Origin of the sequence: Campylobacter showae CSUNSWCD (genome assembly GCF_000313615.1) — a bacterium.
In the GTDB taxonomy this organism is placed as follows: Bacteria; Campylobacterota; Campylobacteria; order Campylobacterales; family Campylobacteraceae; genus Campylobacter_A; species Campylobacter_A showae_A.
In genome coordinates, this window is record NZ_AMZQ01000005.1 from 126,311 (window position 1) to 150,000 (window position 23,690).

Sequence of the window (23,690 nt, forward strand, 5' to 3'; positions counted from 1 at the left end):
TGCGCGGGGTATCAAATTTGGCTTCAAATTTAACCCGCAAACTAGCGGCGCAGAGGCTTGCGGCTCGTCAAATTTACTCAAATATCAAAAACGGCGCTTCAAGTACGTTTCTGATTATCTTAAACGGCGAAAGTAGCGCGTCTTGCAGGATTTGCGTCGAGTACTGCGGCTTTTGCAGAGTTCCGCGCACCTTGATGACTGTCGAGAGCGTGCGGTCTTTGCCTAGCACGATCTGATTTATGAGCGGGATTTTGTCGATGATGGAGCTAGCGTCTTTTAGCAGCTTTAGCTCCAGATCCACATCTATCTCTTTGGTTGCGAGATTTATCGTTCCGTGACCGCCGATATCGGCACTTGAGCTCTCTAGCTCGATGGCTAGAAACTTTAGTACATCTGCCTTTTTCTCAAATAAAATTTTGCCAAATTTCACGGGATACCCATCTGCGCCAAAATCCGGTGTCTTAAACACGAGTAGCGAGGGTACGGAGTTTAAAAACGTGAGAAGCTGGTTGTAAAACGTGTAGTCTTTTAGCGTGGCTCCGATTAGCCTTACTTCGCCCTTAAAATCATCGGTACTGCCGCCTAAAACGCGCATTTTAAAGCTGCCGCCCTTAAAGCTTTTGATGTTAAAAATCGAGTTGATAAACTCGCCTCTGATGTCGTTTGCCCACATTTCAAATTTTTTGTCCGATTTTATGAGAGAAAAGTTGCCGCGAGCGGGCTTTGCGTCAAATCTCACCATCCCGCCAGCACTCTGGCCGCTGTAGGCTAGCAGGTCTAGAGTCGCGTTGAAATCATTTAAAATCAGCTTCGAACCCTTGGCCTCAAACTCGATGTCGCCGTCTTTGTCGGCCAAATTTTCATCTCCGCTAAGCGCCAGATCAAGCTCCTTTATAAAAAGCTCTGTCTTGCCGCCCGCGATTTTAAAATTTAGACCGCCGCTTTTGCTCTTGCCCGTTGCGCCCTTGGCGTTTACGTCGATGGTAAAGCTATCGGCGTCATACGGCGAGCCGTCTTTTTTAAGTAGCGGCGTTTCAAATTTAACGCCGTTAGCCTCGATGCTAAGATTTTCAAAATCCTTGGTTTTTATATTTACGCCGCCTTCTGATATTTTTAGGCTTTTTAGCAGCGGCGAGTAGGGCAGTAGATCGCGCGAGTCGGGTAAATTTATCTCGTTTTGCGCGCCGAATTTTAAACCTACGGCCGCCGGAGACGCGATATCTAGCTTTGTATCCTTGCTGCTAAAATCAAGCCTAGCCGCAAACGGCGTCGCGCCCAGTTTTAAAATTTCGCTCTTGCCAAATGCCAAATTTAGCCCTTTTAGCGTGCCGTTTATGTCGCCTGCGAGCTTGCCTAGATCGAGATTTACTGCCGCATCCGCGCTAAAAAAATCCATCCCCGTATTTTTCGCGTTTACCTTTAGCTTGTCGTTTAAAAGCTCGACGTCTGCGGTTTCGACATTAAATTTAGCACCCGCGATCAGAGTCTGTCCGCCGGTGATCTTAAATTTGCCCTTAGGCGTCACCTCTAGCGGGTCAAATTTGATATCAAGCGCAAGTTTGGCGTCGGTTTTGCCGCTTAGCTGCTCAACAGGAACCTCGATATCGTAGGCCTTTAGTATGGAGTTTACGCTTTTGTCGTAGAGAGCCGAGGTTTGCAGATTTAGCGTGAGCCCGGCGCCTTTATCCTCGAAAATTTTATAGATTTCAAGATTGCTTCCGTTTAGATTTTTGCCCTGCCATTTTGGGTTTTTTAGCGTGAAAAATAGCGAGCCTTTCTTTAGCTCGACATCGACCCCTTCGGCGGTCGCGGCGGGTAGCTTTTCGTGAAATTTAACCTTTACGTTTTTAGAAAATCCCTGCGCGCTAAGCTCGTTTAGATAGGGTTCTTGCTTGTTTAGGTCAAATCTACCCCGAAGCGATTTTACGAAGTAGTTATCCGCCGTGACGTAGCCGTAGATCCAGCTTTTTATCTCTTTATCTAGCCCAGTTTTTGCGCCCAGTTCGTCCATAAAGCCACTTAGGCTAGTCGCGTTTATGTCGCTTAGCTCGTATGATAGCTCGCTTTTTTTGAGATTTATAGCGGCATTTCCGTTTAGTTCGTGGCTAGAAAAAGTACCGTTAAAATCGTAAATTTGACGCCTCAAATCGGCATTGCTAACGCCGCTTAAAGTGATGTTAAAGTCCTTAAACTCGAGCAGATAGATGTTTGCGGTTATGCCGTCGTCGGTGTCTTTGAAATTTGAGCTAACCGCCAAAAACGGGCTATCTAGATAAAAAACGTCGTCTCTGTAAAATAGCGTGGACTCGCTGTTTAAAAATTTGACGCTCTCAAGTAAAATTTCATCAAACAGCCTGTCGATCCAGACGATGTTTTTGGAGAGGTCTAGTAGCGCTTCCTCGGAGCTATCCTTGGCGCTTTGTTTAGGTATCTCTATATTTTTCGCGCGTAAAATTATTTTTTTATCGAGTTTTATATATAATTGCTCTATTTTAAAGTCGCCCGCGTCGATATTTTCTATCTCGACGCCGTGTTTTAGGACGGCTATAAAAATGACGAATATCAAAACCGCAGGGATCAAAATGCGCCAAATTTTCTTCATTATCAGCGAGATGATTTTCATATTTTTTCTGAGCTTTCTTGTTTATCTTAGCCGCCCGGTGAGCGTGAGCGAGGTCATTTTCGTGCCTCAGGGCAGTACGCTTGGGATTATATCATATCTAAGCGAAAAAAATACGGACGCTAATAAATTCGACGCCGTGATCTTGCGCGCTATGGGGCATGTGCAAGCAGGCTGGATAGACCTGGGCGCGGCAAAGCTTAGCAAGCTTGATTTTTTATACAAGCTCACGACCGCAAAGGCGGCCCTAACGCAAATAACGCTGATTCCTGGCGAAACGACGGCCGTGTTTTTGCAAGAGGTTGCAAAAAAGCTAAATTTGAGCGAGACGAAGCTAAATGAATTTTACGCCAAATTTGCCCCGCTAGAAGACGGCTTTTTGGTGCCAGAAACCTATAAAGTGCCCCTTGGCGTAAACGAAGAGCAGCTAGCGGCACACCTCGTAAATTTATCTAAAAAATCCCACGAAAAAACGGCTACCGAGCTACTTGGAAACTACGACGAGAAGCGCTGGAGCGAGTATCTCGTAACTGCCTCGGTCGTGCAAAAAGAAGCCGCGAACGAGGATGAGATGCCCCTCGTCGCCTCCGTCATCCAAAACCGCCTAAAAAATGGCATGAAGCTGCAAATGGACGGTACGCTAAACTACGGACTCTACTCGCACGAGACGGTCACGGCCGAGCGCATACGAAGCGATAAGAGTAAATTTAACACCTATCTAAACGAAGGCCTGCCGCCAAGTCCCGTCTGTACCGTGGGATTAGCTGCGATAAGGGCGGCGATAAGGCCCGCGCAGAGCGAGTTTTTGTACTTCGTTCGCGATAAAAAGACGGGCAAGCATAAATTTAGCGTCACTTACGATGAGCACGTGGGCACGATAAACTCCCAAAAATAGCGCGCTAAAAGGCGTTTTAATATAAATTTGGATAAGATTTTGCGAAATTTAATTAGGAGAAAAGATGAGCGACATCGTTTATACTAGAACCGACGAATCCCCGCTGCTTGCCAGCTACTCGCTGTTTCCGATCCTGCAGGCGTTTTTGCGCGCGGGCGGCATAGAGATAGCCCAGGCCGACATAGGGCTAGCCGCGCGGATCATCGCCGCTTTTAACGACAAGCTGCCGCCAGATCAACGCGTGAGCGACGACCTGGAGATGCTGCGAAATTTGACGCAAGAAAAGCGCGCGAATATAATTAAGCTACCAAACATCTCGGCAAGCTTGCCTCAACTAAACGCCGCTATCACGGAGCTTCGCGCCAAAGGCTACGATCTGCCGCCATACCCGTCCGAGCCAAAAACGCCGGAGGAAAAAGACGCAGCCGCTAGGTACGCCAAAGTGCTAGGAAGCGCGGTAAATCCGGTGCTGCGCGAGGGCAACTCAGACCGCAGATGCGTCGGTGCGGTAAAACGCTACGCCCGAGAAAATCCGTACAAAATCACCCCTTTTGAAAAAGATAGCAAAACCGAAGTAGCCTATATGAAGGGCGGAGATTTTTACTCCTCCGAGCGTTCGATTAGCTTTGAAGCGGATGAAAATTTACGCGTCGAGTTTATCTCAAAAAGTGGCGAAAAACGCATACTAAAAGAAAATTTAGCGGTAGAAAAGGGCGATATAATCGACGCTAGCTTTATGAGCGCAAGCAAGCTGGACGCCTTTATAAAGGAGCAAATTGCGGACGCGAAAGCAAAAAATTTGCTCTTTAGCGTCCATCTAAAAGCCTCGATGATGAAGGTGAGCGATCCCGTGATTTTCGGGCATTTTGTAAAGAATTTTTTCGCGGAGGTTTTTGAGGAGTTTGAAAGCGAGCTAAAAAGCGTAAATGTCAGCGAAAACAACGGACTAAAAGACCTTTTTGCGCGGATTTTAAATTTACCTCAAGCTACGCAGGAAAAGATCAAGGCCAAATTTGATGACATTTACGCCACAAGGCCAAATTTGGCGATGGTGAACTCGGCTGCAGGCGTTACAAATTTACACGTACCTAGCGACATTATTATCGACGCCTCGATGCCCGCGATGATAAAAAACGGCGGCAAAATGTGGGACAAAGATGGTGTGCTACGCGAAACAAAAGCCGTGATACCAGATAAAACCTACGCTGTCGTTTACGAGGCCTCGATCGCCGATATCAAGGCAAATGGCGCGCTAGATCCCGCTAAAATCGGCAGCGTCTCAAACGTCGGGCTAATGGCTAAAAAGGCCGAGGAGTACGGCAGCCACGATAAGACCTTCGTAATGAGCGAAGCGGGCGAGGCGTGCGTGCTAAATGAAAAAGGCGAAATTTTATTTAAATTTGAGTTAGAAAAAGGCGATATATTTAGGATGACGCAGGTTAAAGATATCGCCGTGCGAAACTGGGTCGAGCTGGCGCTAAAACGCGCGAAAATCACGGGGCAAAAGGCGATATTTTGGCTGGACGAAAACAGAGCTCACGACCGAGAAATCCTAAAAAAAGTAAAAGCGCAGCTAGCTAGCTCGGATGCGAGCGGGCTTGATATAGAGATTCTCTCTCCCGCGGTAGCTTGTAAAAAGTCGCTTGAGATCATCAGACGCGGCGAGGACTGCATCAGCGTCACGGGCAACGTCCTGCGCGACTATCTGACCGATCTTTTTCCGATCTTGGAGCTTGAAACTAGCGCCAAGATGCTCTCGGTCGTGCCGCTACTAGAGGGCGGAAGTATCTTTGAAACGGGGGCGGGAGGCAGTGCGCCAAGGCTCGCCGAGCAGCTACTAGAGCAAAATCACCTAAGCTGGGATAGCCTGGGCGAGTTTTTGGCTCTAGGCGCTAGTCTCGAGCAGCTGGCAGGTTTTAAACAAAGCCCTGAGGCGCAAATTTTAGCAGATACGCTAAACGCGGCCGTAGAGCGCTATCTAAAAGAAAACAAAGTTCCGCGGTTTGAAGCCTTGCAGCTAGATACGCGCACGAGCCATTTTTATATCGCGCTTTATTGGGCGAGCGAGCTTGCCGCTAGCGGTACGCAGCTGGGCGATAAATTTAAACTCGTCGCCCAAAATCTCGCGCAAAACGAGAGCACGATAGTGGCTCAAATAAACGCGGCGCAAGGACAAAAAGTCGATCTCGGCGGATACTATAAGCCAGACGATAAAAAGGCAAGCGCGGCGATGAGGCCGAGCGTGATGTTTAATCAAATTTTACAAAATCAAATTTTATAAAAAAGGAAAAAAATGAAAATTTCAGTTATCGGAGCTGGAAACGTAGGCGCGAGCGCGGCTAGCGCTATTTTGCTAAGAGGCATCGCAGACGAGATCGCGCTGGTGGATATATTTGGCGATGTGGCGCGCGCAAAGGCAATCGATCTATCTCAGAGCGCGGCGGTTTTTGGTCTTGATGTGAGCGTCGCTGGCGGGGATGATTTTTCGTTGATTAAGGATAGCGACATCGTGGTCGTGACCGCCGGAAGCCCTAGAAAAGAGGGGCAGACTAGAGAGGATTTGCTGCTAAAAAACGCGGGCATCGTAAAAGGCACGGTGGAGAAAATCGCCAAATTTGCCCCAAACTGCGTCATCATAAACGTAACAAATCCGCTTGACGCGCTCACGTATCTAGTCTATAAAACGAGCGGTTTTGATAAAAGTAGGGTGCTAGGGATGGCTGGCGAACTAGACTCTGCGCGCCTAAAATACGAGATCTCTCAAAAAACGGGGCTAAAAAACAGCGCCTTTAGCGCGCACATCATAGGCTCTCACAACGACGATATGGTCGCGCTACAAAGCAACGTGAGCGTGGATCTGGGCGGCGAATTTGACGCGGTAGCGCAGGAGGCCAAAACGGGCGGTGCAAAGATAGTTAAGCTGCTTGGCACGTCGGCATACTACGCTCCGGGCGCGGCTGCGGTCAAGATGTGTGAGGCGATAAAAACCGGTAGCGAACAGTGGCTAAGCTGCTGCGTGATAGAGGGCGAGTGCGCGGGCGGCAGGCTCGTTAAGCTAGGCAAGGGCGGCGTGCGCGAGATCAAGCAATCAAGTGCGGAGGAAAAAGCGGCTCTTGAAAAAGGCGAATCGCAAACTGCCGTAAATATCAAATTTTTAAAAGAAAGCGGGGTAATCGCGTAGCCGATGTTTATAAAATCCAAGATAAAAACGAATCAAATTTGCGCGCTATTTTTGGCGACTTTTATTTCAGGCTGCGCTAACGTTTCGTCAAGCACTCCCAAAAATACGATACCGATAAAGCAAAGTAAAATTCAGACTTTAGCGCCGAAAGAAAAAAATCAAATCAAAGTCGCGACTTTACTAGAAAAGAATGAAATCCAGAATTTGGGAGGTCGAGCTTTTCTAGACAAAAGCGACGACAGATTCAATGCAAAAGATACGGCTCTGCTAAATCTCCTACAAGGATATATAGGTAAGAGAGACGGCGGCGACTGCTCGGGTTTTGTAACGCTCGTAAATAAAAAACTAGAACTAGACCTTTTTGATGAAAAAGAGCTTGATAAGTTTTACACCAAGCACAAACTAAAAAGCGAAGCTATGTTTAAACTTTACGAGAGTAAAAATTTAATTGCGTTTGACAACCCAAAGGTTGGGGATTTGATATTTTTCAACAACACGACTAGAAGCATGAAAAATAACAAAAAAACCAAAATCGTCACTCATGTAGGTATTGTAAGTAGCGTCGAAAAAGACGGCACTGTAGGTTTTACGCATAACTCAAGAGGTAAAAATGCGGTTAATTTTATGAATCTAAAAAATAAAAATACGCGTAAAAAGGGTGAAAAAGAGTTAAATTCCTACATCGTATCTTGCAAAAATAACAATGCGTCGTGTCTTGCGTCAAATAGATTTGCGGGATTTGGCAAAGCTGGCGTAAGGAGAAAGTAAAGTTAACTTTAATGCTTTAAAATTTGCCGTCGCATCTGTATAAATTCGTATCAAATTTTACGGATAGACGGCGGTAAATTTGACTTTTAAATTACCCATCGACTGCAAATTTAATTTTCCTTTCGACGAATTTGCCGCAATAGTCGTTAAATTTGAGCCAATAAGCACAAAAACATCCGCACGGGCGTTTCAAATTTGCTCGCTTTTATGCAAAAAATCTTCAAAATTTTACTTTGCCCTGCGCTTTAAATACCAAATTTAACTTAAATGCTATAAAATTATTGTTATGAGTTAAATTTGATAAGGAAAAATATGCTGATAAAAACTGACGCCCCCGTCTGGGTCGATATCTCGCGCTGTAAGGCGTGCGATATCTGCGTGAGCTGCTGTCCTGCGGGCGTGCTGGCGATGGCCGTCGAGCCGTGCGCGGTGCTAGGCAAAACGATCGAAGTAGTACACCCGGAGGCCTGTATCGGGTGCCGCGAGTGCGAGCTGCACTGTCCCGATTTTGCGATTTACGTGGCGGAAAAGGGCTTTAAATTTGCCAAACTAACTGCCCAAAGTAAAGAGCGCGCGACCGCCGTAAAAGAGAACAAATTTGAAAAATTAGAGGCTGGGTTATGAGCGAGCTTTTAAATAATAACGGCGGCAAAAGAGAGGTCATCGCTAGTGGAAACGAGCTAGTCGCGCTTGCGGCGGTGGAGTGCGGGTGTAACTTTTTTGGCGGTTACCCGATCACGCCAAGTAGTGAGATCGCACACGAGCTAAGCGTACTGCTGCCAAAGCACGGCGGCAAATTTATCCAGATGGAGGACGAGATCGCGGGTATCTCGGTGGCACTGGGAGCTTCGATGAGCGGAGCAAAGGCAATGACGGCAAGCTCGGGTCCGGGCATCTCGCTAAAGGCCGAGCAGATCGGGCTAGGGTTTATCGCGGAGGTGCCGCTAGTGATCGTAAACGTCATGCGCGGTGGGCCCAGCACGGGGTTGCCTACTCGCGTGGCGCAGGGTGATTTGCTCCAGGCGAAAAACCCGACTCACGGCGACGTAAACAGCATCGTTATCGCGCCATCTAGCCTAGAGGAGTGCTATACGCAGACCGTTCGCGCGTTTAATCTCGCCGAGCGGTTTATGACGCCCGTGTTTTTACTGCTGGATGAGACGATCGGGCACATGCATGCAAAGGCCGTGCTGCCGCAGATTAGCGAGCTAGAAATCTACTCGCGCAAGCAGTTTGGCGGCGACCCTGCAGACTACCGTCCATACAAAGCAGCTCCCGACGAGCCCGCTACGCTAAATAAATTTTTCGGCGGTTACCGCTATCACGTCACAGGCCTACATCACGGCGAGACGGGCTTTCCGACAGAGGACGGCGCAGTCGTGGACTACAACATCAAGCGCCTTTTTAACAAAATAAATGCACACGCGCACGAGCTTGAGCTCTGGGAGGAGTTTATGCTAGATGATGCGGATATTTGCATTATCGCGTTTGGCTCCGTGGCCCGCTCGGCAAAAGAGGCAGTGCTAAATTTACGCGAAAAGGGCGTGAAAGTAGGGCTTTTTAAACCTATTACGCTATTTCCGACGCCGAGCGAAAAACTACGCGAGATCTCGGCTAAATTTAGCAAAATTTTGATCTGCGAGTTAAATTTAGGCCAGTACACAGGAGAGATAATCAAAGCTACGCTAAGAGAGGACTTTAAGACGCTGCTAAAAGCCAACGGTCGTCCGATCAGCCCGCAAGAAATCGCGCAAAAAATAGGAGAATTTTGATGGCATTTAACTACGATAACTACCTACGCACGGACAAAATGCCGACTCTGTGGTGCTGGGGCTGCGGCGACGGCGTGATACTAAAGGCGCTAATCCGCGCAATCGACAAGCTCGGCTGGGACATGAACGACGTGTGCGTGGTATCTGGCATCGGCTGCTCTGGGCGCTTTAGCTCATATATCAACTGCAACACCGTTCACACCACGCACGGGCGCGCGATCGCCTACGCTACGGGTATCAAGCTGGCAAATCCCGATAAACACGTCATCGTGGTAACCGGCGACGGCGACGGACTCGCAATAGGAGGCAATCACACGATCCACGGATGCCGTAGAAATATAAATTTAAACCACGTTTTGATAAATAATTTCATCTACGGCCTAACAAACTCTCAAACCAGCCCGACCACGCCGACTGGCTTTTGGACAGTGACGGCGCAATACGGCAACATCGATCCAAATTTCGACGCGTGCAAGCTCGCAACCGCCGCAGGAGCGACCTTTGTAGCGCGCAGCAGCGTGATAGAGCCCTCAAAGCTGGAAAAGATATTTGCCGAGGGCTTTGAGCACGACGGATACAGCTTTTTTGACGTATTTTCAAACTGTCACATAAATCTAGGCCGCAAAAACAAAATGGGCCAAGCTACGCAAATGCTCGAATGGATCGACGATCGCACGGTGAGCAAGGCTAAATTTGACGCGATGAGCGAGGATGAGCAGGGGGGTAAATTTCCGCTCGGAGTGCTGCATAAAGACGAGTCGCGCATGGAGTACACCAAGGCCTACGACATGGTGATAAAAGCCGCCAGAGACGGCGAGAAAATCGACTTTGGAGCGCTAAAATGAAAAGGCAATTAAGATTTGTCGGAGTGGGCGGTCAGGGCGTGATTTTGGCGGGCGAGATTTTGGCGGCAGCTAAAATCAAGGAGGGCGGATACGGCATCAAAGCCTCGACCTACACCTCGCAGGTACGCGGCGGGCCGACGAAGGTCGATATCATTTTGAGCGAGCGCGAGATTTTTTATCCGTACGCAAACGAGGGCGAGATCGAGTTTATGCTAGCTACCGCGCAGGTTAGCTTTGAGCAGTTTAAAGACGGAGTAAAAGAGGGCGGCATCATCGTCGTGGAGCCAAATTTGGTTCGCGCTAGCGACGAGGATAAAAAGCGTTGGAAAATTTACGAGATACCAATCATCTCCATCGCCAAAGACGAGGTCGGCAACGTAATAACCCAAAGCGTCGTCGCGCTCGCCGTCGCCGTGCAGATGAGTGGCTGCCTAGATACTGAGCTAGTTAAACGCGTAATGCTCTCAAAAGTGCCTAAAAAAGTCTACGGTGAAAATGAAAAAGCATATGAGCTGGGAATTAAATACGCCAAAATTTGCATAGAAAACGACAAATAAAAGCGTGATAAAATAAGATAGATTAAGTATCATTTCGTTATAATTCAGGTATTAATTTATGTAATTTTAAGGAGAACGAAATGAGCGTTGGGATTTTTTACACGACGACAAAGGGGCACACAAAGAGCGCGTGCGATTACCTAGCGGACAAAATAGGAGCGCAGCTAATAGACGTAAAGAGCGCCGGGGCGGAGGATTTTGCTAAATTTGACGTCATCATCGCAGCAGCGCCTAGCTACGGCGACGGCGAGTTGCAGTCTGACTGGGCGGAGAAACTGCCGCTTTTAAAAGCAGGAAGCAAAGGCAAAAAAGTAGCCATCGTAGCTATCGGAAATCAAGCCAACCACCCGCAAACTCTTTTTAGCGGCGCGGTGGATTTCCTGCCGTATCTAAAAGATGCGCAAATTTTTGGCGCTAGCGACGTGGACGGATATAAATTTAACCACTCAGCGTTTTTACTAAACGGCAAATTTATCGGCCTAGCGCTTGACATTAAGGGCGACGAAAACTACGCAAAACGCATCGACAAATGGATCGAGGAAAACAAGTCAAATTTTTAATTTACCCTACTTCCCGCCGCTTCGCTCGTTAAATTTGCGGAGCGGACGACCTTTTTCTACTCACGACATTAAATTTATTAGTTAACGGCGACGGCAAAATTTGGCGCTTGCGACAATGACTCAAATTTGATAGTAAATTAGCGAAAAAAGCAAGATGTAAAAAAGGGGCCAAATTTAGCCCCTTTTAGTTTTAAGTTTAGCTTAACGTCGTGTATCCGCCGTCTACGTCGCTAAATCCTGCGCCGTAAGCTACGCCGGAGATTTTGACTAGAGTGTCGCTGCCATCCTGATAGCCTTCTTCTCCGTCCGTATTTAGCGCCAGATATGCATTAAATTTATCCGCTCCTACGTTTTCTAAGAAATAAGCGCCTTCGCCGTTTTTCAAATTTGCGAGCTTTTCCGTCAAATTTGACGAATCCGTGCCGTCTGCTGCTTTTGAAATTTTATTGATATTTTCAGGCAGTTTGATTTTTTCGTTTTTAGATATTTTCATCATACCCGTACCCGATTCTATCGATATCTCTTTTTGATCCGTATTTTGAGCGATAGTTTCTTTGAGATCAAATTCCTCTTTGCTCAAAAACGATCCGTTATTTCCCTGGGCTTTTGAGATGAGAGTTATTTTATCCGAGTTTATATTTTCATAGATTTTAAACGTCGTTTGCGTATCTCCGATCTGGGCTACGGCTTTTTTATCTAGCGCTTTGTCGGTTATAGTCGCAGTACCTTTAAGTCCTTTTGTTACGTCGCTTAACGGGCTTAGATCCCAAGGCTTAGATAAATCCATCGTAAGTGGCGATTTTGTCGTTAGCATCGAAGCTTCATTATCTGAGCTAACGTCAAATTTTACCGTTTTATTGGCATATTCTGCGCTTTTTATTGTAGCCGATTTTATCTGTTCGTTTTCGTAGGTTACGTCTACGGTTTTGTCGTTTTGACTGTACGAAGAGTCTTGTAATACCTGCTTTATTAGCTTGTTTGAAGCGTCGTAGGTTTTTGTGATGGTTTGGGTAACCCTACCACCTTCATTATTGCTTAGGGCTTTTACGATCTCGACGTTTGGAGTAGATTTGTCTATCTCGTAGACCTTTGCTCTAGTTTGCCAGCCCGTAGTATTTAGCACCTTTTCGTTTTTATCGAAAAATACTCCTTGTGCAAATTTAAACCCACTATTTTCGTCTTGCGCCTTTTCAAAGACTGTTTGGTACGCCTTGTTAGCCACCGTATCTTCGTATTCCCAGATTTTAGATTTTCCGTCTATTACGTCTTTAGCTGCCGCATCTTCAAAACTAGACGGAGTCGGAGTGGTAAAATCAGGCGTTAATTTCTTATAAATCGAAGTTGCGCCTTCTTTTATCCCTGTAAAATAGCTTCTAGATTCGACATCTTTTACCTCTATCAAGGTATCGCTATCCTTTTGATAGCCCTCTACGCCGTCGGTATTTAGCGCCATATAGGCATTAAATTTATTTTCTCCTACGTTTTGCAAGAAATACTGCGCCTTACCGACTCCGAGCGTAGATAGCTTCTCCTCGATATTTTCTTGATTTACGCCCTCTTGCGCTCTTGTTAGCTCAGTGATGTTTGATGGAAGCGTGATTTTATCTTGAGCGTTGTCTAGTACCGCCATTTTTGAGCCGTTTGATAGATTGTTCGTGTCGGCGTTGATGCTTATTTTTTTCAAATTTGCATTTTCTTGCAGGGTCTGGGCTATATCAAAAGTATCGACTCCATAGCTGCTATTGACTGTATATGCAGCCTTTGACACTAGCGTTACGTCATCCGAGAATCGTCCGTCGTACGCTCGGTAGACCACTTCGTCTTTTCCGATATCGGCGGTCCATTTCGTATCTAGCGCGCTATCTGTTACTGTGACTTTGCCTTTGTAGTTGAAACTCGGCGTAAGAGTGCCTAAGTGTTCTGGCGAGCTTGCGTTTAGATATAGCTTACCTTTGTAGTCCAGATTTTCGCTATCTTTGCTGATCTCGAAGTTTATATCGGTATTTGCGTATTTTGGATCTGTTTTGCTAGCATAGCTTAGTTTGCCGTCATTGTAGGTTAGGGTGAGTTTTTCGCCACTGGATCTTTCTAAGATTTTTTCTTCCAGCACGCCTTTGTCGTCAAATTTATCTCTAGTGATATCGCCTGATTTCGAGGTGCTAGGCGTGTATTCTTCAGTTACTTTGTAGCCGTCTTTTTCGTAAATTTTATAGGCTGAGATCTTGTAGTCCTTGATCATATTTTCGCCGTTATAAAATTTACCGTCCGGCATATCTACTTTTATATCCGAGCCCTCAGGCTGAGCGTCTCTTTTGCCAAATTCTATCCTATACGTTACGCCCGTCGTGTCGTTTGAGTATTCCCAGGTAAAGGCCTTGCCGTCTTTTACGTCGATCGGTTTCATGGCTGCTTTGCCGGTCTGTTCATTGACCTCATACACTCCGTTATCTTTGTCGTCCTTAGATACTACGTCTTTTACGGCGTCGTATTGTGCTTTTATGAAATTTATCTTTGCATTATCGGTACTATCTAGAGTCTTGATACTATTTATATGGGATTTTATATAGTCAAAGTTTTTAACAATATTTTCCGAAGTATCTTTTAATACTAATTTATCGAGATTTGCGATCTTGTCTTTTAACGATATAAAAGTAGCGATATCTAACGTAAAATCTTTACTATCGTCTATAAAAAATTTCTCTACCGAACTGCTTTTTATCAAATTTAGATGATCGCTCGTTACGTTATGTAGCCAAATTTTACCTTCGGAAATTTTGTTTAGTAGCACCGTAGTAGCCTTGCTGGCGTCTAGCGTAAAGCTGCCGCTAAATTTAATAGATAGGACGTATTTTAAATTTGAGGCGATTTTATCTATATTGTTTTGTATATTTCCCGCTTCGTCTTCTATGATAAACGAAGTGCTTTCGTCGGTAATACTTGCAGCTTTTTCCAAAAACGTCTTAACATCGGTTTTTTCGATGATGGGATCAGGGTCGGGTTTTGGCTCCGGTTTGGGATCTGGTTTTGGCTCCGGAGTAGGGACATAATCTTTATCGTAGTTTGGAAATTGACTTTTTATCTCGCTTTCGCTTTTTCCTGTTACTTGCGATATTACGGATATTTTATCGTTTTTGCTTAGCGATTCGTCTAGTTTTGAGTTACCTAGCGTCAAATTTGATTTGTTGTTTATGATAACGTTTTTTATATCCTGAGCGGAGGATGTCGCCGTTATAGCGTCGTTTATTTTTAAAAAAGAATTTAAAGCGGTTTTTATATCGCCGTCCGGTACGTCTTGTACGCTATCGGCTACGACGTTTGAGGCGATGATTTTGTTTATCAGTGTTTTGTGCGCGTCTCTAGTGGCGGCATCCGAGCTTTGCGCGTGGACCGGGTTTAGCGCCGCTTTTAAGATCTCGCTTACGACTTGACCTCCGTCGTTTGTATTATTTAGCATGTTTATCCAGCCTGCTTTTCCGCCGACGTCGGTATTTTCATCCTTGTTTAACAATGTTGCATAAATATGCTTGATGAAATTTTCGTTGCTCTCCAGGCTTTTGCCGAAAAACTCCTTCGACGCCGTCGTATCCAACATCAAATTTGCAACGCTGGATAAATTTAAATTTTTAGCATTTGCCGATTTTAGCCAGGCTTCATTGCCCGCTCCTTCGCTAGATCTGCCAAATAAGGCAACATAAAGTCCTGAAATTTGTGACTTGGTTAAAGACATTTTCACGCCTTTAAGTTGTATTTTTAAATATACGTATGGAATATTTAAAATTTTATTATTATATAGCATAAGTATAAAAATAAAACTTAATATTTTATGAAATATCAGCTACAAAATATGGAACTTTAGGCGTGAAGCTTTTGTATTTTTATGCGTATTAAGTAATAAATTTTGAGTTTTTTAATTATCAAAATAGATAGATGAAATTTGTGTTAAAGCGGAGTTTTGAAAAAGGACACGGAAGTAAAGCTCGCGGCTTCACTTCCCAAAAAAATTCTTTATAGCGCCGAAAAAGCCGCCTGAGCTCTCGTTTTTATCGCTTTCATCTTTCTTTTTATTCAGCTTCATCGCTTCGCTTATCTGCTGTGCCGCCGTATCGGCGTAGATAAATGCGCCTTCGGGGTCGCAATTAAAAAGATTTGAGTAGCACTCGGACTTGTTTAGATCGAACGGGTTTGGCATGATGACGTCGGTAGCCTCAAATAGCCCGTAGCCGTTTTCTACGCTAAATTTGACCGCGCTCAAAAACGCAGGCAAATTTTGCGCGTAAAAGTCATCTACTTTTTGTTTTATATTTTTATCGGCATTGTAGTCCTGCCAAAATTTGGCCAAATTTGCCGCGCTTATAAATGCGCCAGACGAGTAGTTTCCGTCAAATTCGCCCGTAAATTTAGCTTTTATCTCGGGTGGTATGATGCCGCTTATATCGCTTAGATACCGCTTAAATTCGCCGTGTTCGTCCGCCAAAAAGCTAAACGCCGTGCCGCGCGTGTAGAAGTATTTTCTAAAAAATCCCTGCACGGCGGCGAGTATGTAGCCGTGTCCCGTAGAAAAACTCTCGTCATCTTTGGTTTCAAGCGCGACCTTTAGGGTATCGATGTATTTTTGCGCGTAAAAATCCTCTATGCCGTACTCTTTTGAAAGCCTTTGTGCGACCGACCAGTCGCCCTCTCGCGCGCTTTTTAATGCGTCAAAATACCACTGCTTTATCTCGCTTTCGTTGATCGGATGATAGCTTACGTCGTAGCCCATTTTGGCTCCTTTTTTGGTAGATTTTTTCTAAATTTACAAAGATCGCGGCCGACTTACGCGTACAAAATCGACCCCAAACGAATCATATTCGAGCCGCATTTTATAGCTAACTCAAAGTCGCCGCTCATGCCCATCGAGCAAATTTGCGCGCCGCGAGGTTGCAGATTTTCGTAAATTTTACGCGTCGTCTCAAAGCTTTTTTTTACGACCTTCTCGTCCTCTACGTGCGCGCCGATACTCATCACACCGACTGGTTTTAAAAATTTGCACTCCTGCGCGATTTGTAAAAACGCAGCCTCGGCGGCCTCGGGCGAGATGCCTTGTTTGCTATCTTCGCGCGCGGAGTTTATTTGCAGCAGGCAAGGTAGCTCATGGTCAAGCCTCTTATCCACCGCAAGCGCGGCCTCTACGCTCTCGCAGCTTTGCCAAAGCGCGGGCTTGAGCGCTAACAGGTGGTTTATTTTGTTACTTTGAAGTCGCCCGATAAAGTGCCACTCTATCGGTAAATTTGACAAAATTTCTCTCTTGTTTTTGAGCTCTTGTACGCGGTTTTCGCCAAAGCTCGTTTGTCCCTGTTCAAAAAGCTCCAAAACCTCTTTGGTAGTTACGTTTTTGCTCACGGCGATTAGTTTTACAGGCTCGCCGGTACGTGCGTTTTCGATGCGTTCTAAAATTTGCGCGAGTTTCATTGTCCCGCTCCGCTCAGGCGCATCACGTCGTTAAAGGTCGCAAATGCCATCAGGCAGAGCAAGAACGCCCAGCCGCAGTAGGTGAGGCCGATATAGACTTTTTCGTTCATCTCGCGGCGGAAAACGAGCTCGTAAAGGTTGAAAAATATATGACCGCCGTCAAGCGCTGGGATAGGCAGCAGGTTTAGCACGCCTAAATTTACGGAGATGAGCGCGGCGATGATGAGTAGTGTTGAGAGGCCGATACCAGCGGCTTTTGAGGTGATGTCAGTGATCTGGATGATGCCGCCCATCTCTTTTAGCGGCACGACGCCCACTATCAGCTTTTCAAGCCCCGTAAATATAAGCTTTGAGGCGTTTACGGTCTCAACAAGCGCAAATTTGAGCGAGCTAAAGCCGGTGTTTCGTATCGTGACGGCCTCGCCTGAGGGCGAAATGCCGATGAGCGGTTTTTCTATCTTTTCGCCAAATATCGTCATGCTTTGCCCGATTTTAGGCGTCAAATTTATCGTTTTTATTTCGCCTGCGCGCTCGAGCGTGATCGCGGTGGAGGTTAAATTTACGTTTTTGCTTATCTCGTCCCATTCGCTGATTTTGATGCCGTTTATGTTTAAAATTTTATCGCCCTTTTGCAGTCCGGCATTCGCCGCAGCCGAGTTTTCCAGCACCTTGCCCACAGTCGGCGCTAGCCTTTCTACGCCGATGTGTCCGAGCGCGATAAAGATAAAAAACGCCAAGGCAAAGTTAAAAAACGGTCCGGCAAAAAGGATGAAAATGCGTCCTAGCGGGCTAAGTCTCGTGTAGCTGTCGGCGTCCTCGTTTTTTAGGCTGGGCTTTGCGTCCTCTTGTCCTTTTAGACTAACGTAGCCGCCAAGCGGTATCGCGCTGATGGCGTACTCGGTGCCGCCGATGGTTTTTGAGTAGACGCTCTGGCCAAAGCCCACGCTAAATTTTAAAACGCCCACTTTTAGCATGCGAGCGGCGAGAAAGTGGCCCAGCTCATGGAAAAATATAAGAAACGAAATCACCAAAACCGTGATCAAAAAGTGCCAAGAATACGTATAAATGCCGACGGCTAGCAACGCCGCCACAAAGATAATGCTTTTCAAAATTTACCTTTAAATTTGATTTTACCGCTCGAGTTTATCGCTGAGTAAAACGGCGATAAATTTCGTGCTCGGGTTTGCGTCAAGCGCGATCTTTAGGCTCATCGTAAGCGGTACGGCTAAAAACATACCGCCGATGCCGAACAAAAATCCCCAAAAAAGTAGGCTCAAAAGTACTACAAGCGTGCTGATACCAAGGCCTTTGCCAAGAAATTTAGGCTCGATAAAGTTGCCGATGACGACATTTACGACCACATACAGTGCTGCAGTCCAAGCGCAATCCGCCGCGTCGTTTAGCAAAAGCGCCACCAAAAGCGCTGGAACGGCCGCGATGATAGAGCCGATCGTTGGGACAAAATTTAGCACGAAAGCCAAAATCCCCCAAAGCGGCGCGTAAGGAACGCCGATGAAATTTAGCCCGATAAATATAAAAACGCCCGTCGCAAAAGATGCTGCGGACTTGATCGCGAGATAGCGCTTGAGATTTGATATAAACGTATCTACGATCTGATTTGTTTGCGGATTTTTACTCGCAAAATACTCGACTTTTTGAGAAAATACCTGCACCTCAAAAAGCATAAAAGTAACGAGTAAAAAGACAAAAAAGCTCTTTGAGGCAAGCTCCGTGCCACTTCTTAAAAACCCGCCCAGCACGGCAAAAAGTTTATTGATATCAAAGTCTGCGGGCGCGGAGACGCTGTTTGGGTCGATGAGGCCGCGGCTAGCTAGTATATGGTGATAGTGGTCGGCTAGGGTTTTAAATTTGCTCTGAAGCTCGGGCATATAGCTAACTAGCCCGTTAATGGTCTTTAACACGGTGTTTGCGATAAATCCAAGCAATAAAAACACGACCGCGGTAACTAGCACAAAAGCTAAAACGCGCGGAAATTTGAGCTTTTTTAGCGCATTTATCGCGGGCGTCGCCACGATAGCGATAAAAACCGCCATCAAAAAGGGCAGCACTACGACGCTAGCGGCCTTTAGTCCGGCTGCTACAACGACGAAGCTAGCTAGATAGATTATGGCGTTTCCTGTTCTCAAATTTACGCCTTTTTGGCTTGATTTTTAACGTGCCTTACATAAGCGTTTACGTACTCAAAGCCCGAATACAGCGTCAGCGCGACGCTAAGCCAGAGCAAAAACTCGCCAAAAGGCCACTGCATGGTTAAAAAGCCGATCGCGACCATCTGGCAGACAGTTTTAATTTTGCCTGCCATCGATGCGGCGACCTCTACGCCTTCGCCCGCCATCACAACGCGAAATCCCGTGATAAAAAACTCGCGAACGAGGATGAGATACACGGCCCATGGGCTCGCGCGGTCTATCATCATGAGTCCTAAAAACGCGCCAAGCGTTAGCATTTTATCCGCAAGCGGGTCGATCACGGCTCCTAGTTTGGTTTTTTGATCCCATGCGCGCGCGATAAATCCGTCAAAAAAATCCGTGACGCTAGCGATCACGAATACAAGCGCGGCAAAGTAGTTCATCCAGCTAATATGCACGCCTGAGAAGGAATTTGCGCTAAGTAGCAGCCAAAACATCAGGGGTGCGAGAAATACGCGCAGGAAGGCTAGGGCGTTTGGTAAATTTAGGCTCATTTATTTTTTCTTTCTTTTGGATTTCGGGGTTTAAAATTTGACGGCGCAGTGCGGGAGTCGGCGGAAAAATCGCTTGCCTTGTTTTGGCTCGACTTTGCCCATTTCTTATTCGCGTTTTGGTTAAATTTGCTCGGCTCTTCGTCAAATTTGAGCAAATTTGGCAAATTTGGATTAAATTTAAAAGAGCCGTCCACACCGCAAAATTTGCTTGTAAATTTTAAATTTTCATCAAATTTAGCCTGTAAGCGCGTTAAATTTATAACGCCGAATTTGCCCAAAATGCGAGCAGGCGGCAAAGGCGCGTAGGCTAAATTTGCTTTTTTCATTTAAATGTAGTACCGCCGTCGATGATGAAGGTGTGGCCCGTAACCCAGCTGGCTTTTGAGCTGCACAGAAACAAACACGCACCTGCTATGTCGGTCGGCTGCCCCATGCGATTTAGCGGGCTTAGCTCGGCTGTTTTGTCGCGTACTTCCTCATAGTTGGTGAAGGCTCGCAACGCGTCCGTCTCGATTGGACCGCCGCTAACGACGTTTACGCGGATATTTTTTTCGCCAAGCTCGGTTGCCGCATAGCGCGCCATAGCTTCTACTGCAGCTTTTGCAGTGCCATGGCCTGCGTAGTTTTCGATGTAGACGAGATTACCTGTAGATGAAAGCGAGATGATACTGCCGCCGCCCGTTTTTTCCATGCGTTTTGCCGCTTCTTGCGCGCCGACTACGAATGCGTTTACGGTTGCCGTGAAAATATTATTAATACCGCGAGGGCGAAGTTTCATAAATTTCGTATATCCGCCTGCGACCGAACGACCCGAGATGATAGCGTTTGAGATGAAAAAATCGATGCGGTCGAAGTCTGCGTCGATCTCTAAAAATAGATCTTTGTAGGTCTCGGGCTCTAGTATATTTAGTGCGTAGGCTCTGGCTTTTATGCCGTACGTCGCCTCGAGCTCGGCGGCTTGGGTCTTGGCTAGCTCTTCGTTTGAGTTATATGTAAAGGCGATGTTTACGCCCTTTGCGGCGAATTCCTCCACGATGGCGCGTCCGATACCGCGCGTTCCGCCGCTGATTACTAGAGTTTTGCCTTTAAATTCGTTTTCGCAGTTCATTAAAATCCTTTTATGTTATATTGTTTTATGGTTTGTTCGATTTTTTTGAGATTTTCAGCGCTCGGCTCGCAAAGCGGCAAGCGGTACTCTAGGCTTGATATGAGCCCAGCGATGTACATAGCGGCCTTGACCGGGATCGGATTGCTCTCGCAAAACATTATTTTATTTACCGCATAAAGATCGTCGTTTATGGCTTTTGCGCGCGCAAATTCGCCTTTTAGCGCAAAGTGGGTCAAATTTGAGATCTCGTCCGGGAGCAAATTTGCCGTGACCGAGATCACGCCCCTGCCGCCATTTGAGAGGATAGGGTAATTTATCGCGTCCTCGCCGCTGATGACGGATAGGCCGGGCTCGTGCGCGAGTAGATCGACGCAGCGCTCGATGCTACCAGTGGCCTCTTTTATGCCGTAAACGTTCTCGCACTCTTTAAACAGCCTAAAAACCGTGCACGGCTGGATATCTACGCCCACGCGGCCCGGGACGTTATAGAGTAGCACCGGGATTTCGACGCTTGAGGCGATTGCTTTGTAGTGGCGGTATAGGCCTTCTTGCGTCGGTTTGTTGTAGTATGGCGCTACCGAGAGGATACCGTCTGCACCGTGATCTTGAGCAAATTTTGCTAAACCTACCGCCTCGTGAGTGGCGTTACTGCCAGCGCCCGCGAGTACTTTTACGCCGGTGTTTTTGCAGGTATTTACGGCGATTTCTATGCAGATTCTATGCTCGTCGTGCGTTAGCGTCGCACTCTCGCCTGTGGTGCCGACTGGTACGACTGCGTCGATGCCGTTTGCTATTTGTCTTTTGATTAATTTTTCATAACCGATTTCGTCTAATTTGCCGTCTTTAAAAGGCGTAATCAGCGCCGTCATAGCGCCCGTTATTGCTTTTTTATTCACTTTTTTCCTTTCTTAGGATGATCGTCGTGGATTTTTCTTTTCTTGCGTATTTTTTGCAGATTTCGTTTAGATCGGTAGGTTTTAGCGCGGCTGTTTTTTCCGGCAGCTCAAAAAGCGGCTTTATATCGCCTCTAACTAGATAACTGCCGTATAAATTTGCAACCTTCGACGCGCTATCTAGCGAGTAAATAAGATCGCTTTTTAAGCTATTTTTTATCTTGGTTATCTCGTCTTCGTCTATTTTTTGGGTTTTGGCGTTTTCTAGCACTCGCCAGATCTCTTCCTCTACGGCCTCGGCCTTGACGCCAGGATTACAAACGGCTAGTACGATGAGCAAGCTCTCGTCGATGTTGCTCATATTATAGACGTCCACGCTGTTTACGAGGCATTTTTCATCTATCAAAACGCGCTGCAAAACAGAGCTTTGCCCGCTGCCTAGATACTCGGCTAGCGCGCCCAGACGCGGCTGATCCTCGTGATTAAACGGCGGGATCTTAAAGGCAAGCGCCAGCATCTCTACTTCGCTGTCCTTGTAAATTTCAGCCCTTTTTGCGCCGTTTTGCCCAGGCTCGATGCAGTGGAGTTTTGGTAGCGGTTTTTTGTTTTTTATATTTTCAAAGTGCTTTTTACCTAGCTCAAACGCGCTTTTTTTATCTATGTCGCCGCTGATTAGAAGCATTGCATTTTGCGGCTGATAGTACGTCTCGTGAAATTCTTTTATATCATCTATCGTCCAGTTTCTGATGTCGCCGATAAAGCCGATCGGTGTCCAGTGATACGGGTGATAACTAAAAGCGACGTTAAAGAGCGTAAAGTACAAAAAGCCGATCGGAGAGTTGTCCGTGCGCCATCTGCGCTCCTCGGTCACGACGTCGCGCTCGGGCTGGAATTCTTTATCTTTTAGACTCAAATTTTCCATTATATCGGCGTAGAGCCTAAGCGCCTCGTCTAGGTTACCCTTTGAGCATTTGACGAAATAGTGCGTATAATCAAAGCCCGTGCTAGCGTTGTTTACGCCGCCAAATCCCTTTACGATCTCGTCAAATTCGCCCGCTTTCATATTTTTGGTGGATTTAAAATTTAGGTGCTCTAGCATGTGCGCGATGCCGCTTTTGCCCATGGTTTCGTTTCGCGAGCCCACGCGGTAAAACACGTCCACGCTGATGACGCTAGAACCCTTGCTAGCGGGGATGTGATAGATCTCAAAGCCGTTTTTGAGCTTTGTTTTGGAGTATTTTATAAGCATAAATTTCCTTAAATTTTGTTTTTTATATCGCAGCCCACCGCTTCGCTAATTGAGGCGAAATTATCCTCTTTTAAAAGCTTTAAAATACCTTCGTTTATCTGTTTTGCGATGTTTGGACCCTTAAAGATGAAGGATGTGTAAATTTGAACCAAATTTGCGCCTGATTTTATGCGCGCGTATGCCTCCTCGGCGCTGTCTATGCCGCCGCTTGCGATCAAAACCGTCTTGCCGTAAAGCTCGCTAGCTACCGCACTAAAAAGCTCGCGAGAGCGTTTGGTGATGACCTTGCCGCTTAGTCCGCCGAAATTTTGTAAATTTGGCGACTTTGATAGCGAATAATCCACACTCGTATTATTTACGATGACGCCTTTTGCGCCGCATTCTACGGCCGTTTTGCAGATCTGCACGGCTTTGTCGTCGTCCATATCGGGCGCGATTTTAAAGATTATCGGTTTTTTTGCGATCGGCGTAAGGCGCGCAAAGAGGTCTTTTATAAAGCTATCTTCTTGCAGTTCGCGTAGGTTCGGGGTGTTTGGCGAGGAGACGTTGATGACGAAGCAGTCGCAAATTTCGTTAAATTTGGCGACTAAAATTTCGTAGTCCTTGATCGCTTCTTCATTTGGCGTGATTTTATTTTTGCCGATGTTGGCAAAAAGCGGTATCGCAAACGGATAGAGCTTGCCGACGCGTGCGTTCAGAGCGTCTGCGCCTTCGTTGTTAAAGCCCATCGCGTTTTGTATACTCTCTTCTTCGATTAAGCGAAAAAGGCGAGGTTTTGCGTTGCCCTCTTGCGGTTTTGGCGTCACGGTGCCAAACTCCACGTGCCCAAACCCGAGCGCTGCCAGCGGACGCAGCATGGTGGCATTTTTATCAAAGCCACCGGCGATTCCAACTGGGTTTAAAAAGCTAGTTCCTAGCAAATTTTGCGAAAGAGCCGCGTCCGTGACGACGCAGTTTTTGGCGACGATGCTATAAAGTCCCGGAAATACGCAGTCTGAGATACTTAGCGTTTTTTCTACGATTTTGTGAGCGGTTTCGGGGTCAAATTTAAAAAATATGGATTTTAGCGTTTCGTAATTCAAATTTTATC

The 23,690-nt window shown here is 46.4% G+C and carries 21 protein-coding genes; 9 read left to right on the forward strand and 12 right to left on the reverse strand.

Annotation, left to right across the window (positions count from 1 at the left end; genetic code table 11):
• Positions 1-73: 73 nt before the first annotated feature.
• A complete protein-coding gene (locus CSUNSWCD_RS03995) occupies positions 74-2,623 on the reverse strand; it encodes a YhdP family protein (RefSeq protein WP_009494371.1) in 2,550 nt (849 codons plus the stop codon).
• Here CSUNSWCD_RS03995 and mltG point away from each other — a divergent pair.
• From mltG to CSUNSWCD_RS04045, 9 genes are all read left to right on the forward strand, one after another.
• Complete coding sequence (gene mltG, locus CSUNSWCD_RS04000) at positions 2,553-3,515, forward strand: endolytic transglycosylase MltG (RefSeq protein ID WP_208853713.1); 963 nt, start codon at positions 2,553-2,555, stop codon at positions 3,513-3,515. The genes CSUNSWCD_RS03995 and mltG overlap by 71 nt on opposite strands.
• Before the next feature lie 64 nt (positions 3,516-3,579).
• On the forward strand, positions 3,580-5,796 hold the full coding sequence (locus CSUNSWCD_RS04005) for an NADP-dependent isocitrate dehydrogenase (RefSeq protein ID WP_009494373.1): 2,217 nt from the start codon (positions 3,580-3,582) through the stop codon (positions 5,794-5,796).
• A gap of 12 nt (positions 5,797-5,808) precedes the next feature.
• Entirely contained in the window at positions 5,809-6,696 is an 888-nt protein-coding gene (locus CSUNSWCD_RS04010; RefSeq protein ID WP_009494374.1) for a lactate/malate family dehydrogenase, read from the forward strand.
• Positions 6,697-6,699: 3 nt separating this feature from the next.
• On the forward strand, positions 6,700-7,464 hold the full coding sequence (locus CSUNSWCD_RS04015) for an NlpC/P60 family protein (protein ID WP_009494375.1): 765 nt from the start codon (positions 6,700-6,702) through the stop codon (positions 7,462-7,464).
• A 312-nt stretch (positions 7,465-7,776) separates the two neighbouring features.
• On the forward strand, positions 7,777-8,088 hold the full coding sequence (locus CSUNSWCD_RS04025; protein ID WP_009494377.1) for a 4Fe-4S binding protein: 312 nt from the start codon (positions 7,777-7,779) through the stop codon (positions 8,086-8,088).
• The gene (locus CSUNSWCD_RS04030) at positions 8,085-9,236 is read left to right on the forward strand and encodes a 2-oxoglutarate synthase subunit alpha (RefSeq protein WP_009494378.1); all 1,152 of its coding nucleotides are present in this window, start codon (positions 8,085-8,087) and stop codon (positions 9,234-9,236) included. Before CSUNSWCD_RS04025 ends, CSUNSWCD_RS04030 begins: the two co-directional genes overlap by 4 nt.
• Positions 9,236-10,081, forward strand: coding sequence for a 2-oxoglutarate ferredoxin oxidoreductase subunit beta (locus tag CSUNSWCD_RS04035; RefSeq protein WP_009494379.1), 846 nt, complete (start codon positions 9,236-9,238; stop codon positions 10,079-10,081). The genes CSUNSWCD_RS04030 and CSUNSWCD_RS04035 overlap by 1 nt, the downstream gene beginning before the upstream one ends.
• Complete coding sequence (locus CSUNSWCD_RS04040) at positions 10,078-10,638, forward strand: 2-oxoacid:acceptor oxidoreductase family protein (RefSeq protein WP_009494380.1); 561 nt, start codon at positions 10,078-10,080, stop codon at positions 10,636-10,638. The genes CSUNSWCD_RS04035 and CSUNSWCD_RS04040 overlap by 4 nt, the downstream gene beginning before the upstream one ends.
• Before the next feature lie 80 nt (positions 10,639-10,718).
• Positions 10,719-11,198, forward strand: a complete 480-nt coding sequence (locus CSUNSWCD_RS04045; RefSeq protein WP_009494381.1) for a flavodoxin domain-containing protein — start codon at positions 10,719-10,721, stop codon at positions 11,196-11,198.
• 196 nt (positions 11,199-11,394) lie between these two features.
• On the opposite strand, the gene CSUNSWCD_RS04050 is transcribed toward CSUNSWCD_RS04045, so the two are convergent.
• The 11 genes from CSUNSWCD_RS04050 to CSUNSWCD_RS04100 form a co-directional block, all read right to left on the reverse strand.
• Positions 11,395-14,925 carry a hypothetical protein gene (locus CSUNSWCD_RS04050; protein ID WP_009494383.1) on the reverse strand — a complete coding sequence of 1,177 codons (3,531 nt, stop codon included), beginning with the start codon at positions 14,923-14,925 and terminating at the stop codon, positions 11,395-11,397.
• A 258-nt stretch (positions 14,926-15,183) separates the two neighbouring features.
• Positions 15,184-15,957, reverse strand: a complete 774-nt coding sequence (locus CSUNSWCD_RS04055) for a hypothetical protein (RefSeq protein ID WP_009494384.1) — start codon at positions 15,955-15,957, stop codon at positions 15,184-15,186.
• 53 nt (positions 15,958-16,010) lie between these two features.
• A complete protein-coding gene (locus CSUNSWCD_RS04060; protein ID WP_009494385.1) occupies positions 16,011-16,646 on the reverse strand; it encodes a YggS family pyridoxal phosphate-dependent enzyme in 636 nt (211 codons plus the stop codon).
• Positions 16,643-17,755 carry an RIP metalloprotease RseP gene (rseP, locus tag CSUNSWCD_RS04065; protein ID WP_009494386.1) on the reverse strand — a complete coding sequence of 371 codons (1,113 nt, stop codon included), beginning with the start codon at positions 17,753-17,755 and terminating at the stop codon, positions 16,643-16,645. Before rseP ends, CSUNSWCD_RS04060 begins: the two co-directional genes overlap by 4 nt.
• Before the next feature lie 21 nt (positions 17,756-17,776).
• A complete protein-coding gene (locus CSUNSWCD_RS04070) occupies positions 17,777-18,775 on the reverse strand; it encodes an AI-2E family transporter (RefSeq protein WP_390886442.1) in 999 nt (332 codons plus the stop codon).
• A gap of 20 nt (positions 18,776-18,795) precedes the next feature.
• Entirely contained in the window at positions 18,796-19,350 is a 555-nt protein-coding gene (gene pgsA, locus CSUNSWCD_RS04075) for a CDP-diacylglycerol--glycerol-3-phosphate 3-phosphatidyltransferase (protein ID WP_009494388.1), read from the reverse strand.
• Positions 19,347-19,676, reverse strand: a complete 330-nt coding sequence (locus CSUNSWCD_RS04080) for a hypothetical protein (RefSeq protein WP_009494389.1) — start codon at positions 19,674-19,676, stop codon at positions 19,347-19,349. The genes pgsA and CSUNSWCD_RS04080 overlap by 4 nt, the downstream gene beginning before the upstream one ends.
• Positions 19,673-20,458, reverse strand: a complete 786-nt coding sequence (locus CSUNSWCD_RS04085; protein WP_009494390.1) for an enoyl-ACP reductase — start codon at positions 20,456-20,458, stop codon at positions 19,673-19,675. The genes CSUNSWCD_RS04080 and CSUNSWCD_RS04085 overlap by 4 nt, the downstream gene beginning before the upstream one ends.
• On the reverse strand, positions 20,458-21,327 hold the full coding sequence (dapA, locus tag CSUNSWCD_RS04090) for a 4-hydroxy-tetrahydrodipicolinate synthase (protein WP_390886443.1): 870 nt from the start codon (positions 21,325-21,327) through the stop codon (positions 20,458-20,460). Before dapA ends, CSUNSWCD_RS04085 begins: the two co-directional genes overlap by 1 nt.
• A gap of 19 nt (positions 21,328-21,346) precedes the next feature.
• Entirely contained in the window at positions 21,347-22,600 is a 1,254-nt protein-coding gene (locus CSUNSWCD_RS04095) for a M16 family metallopeptidase (RefSeq protein WP_009494392.1), read from the reverse strand.
• 8 nt (positions 22,601-22,608) lie between these two features.
• Entirely contained in the window at positions 22,609-23,682 is a 1,074-nt protein-coding gene (locus tag CSUNSWCD_RS04100) for a quinone-dependent dihydroorotate dehydrogenase (protein ID WP_009494393.1), read from the reverse strand.
• Between the last annotated feature and the right edge of the window lie 8 nt (positions 23,683-23,690).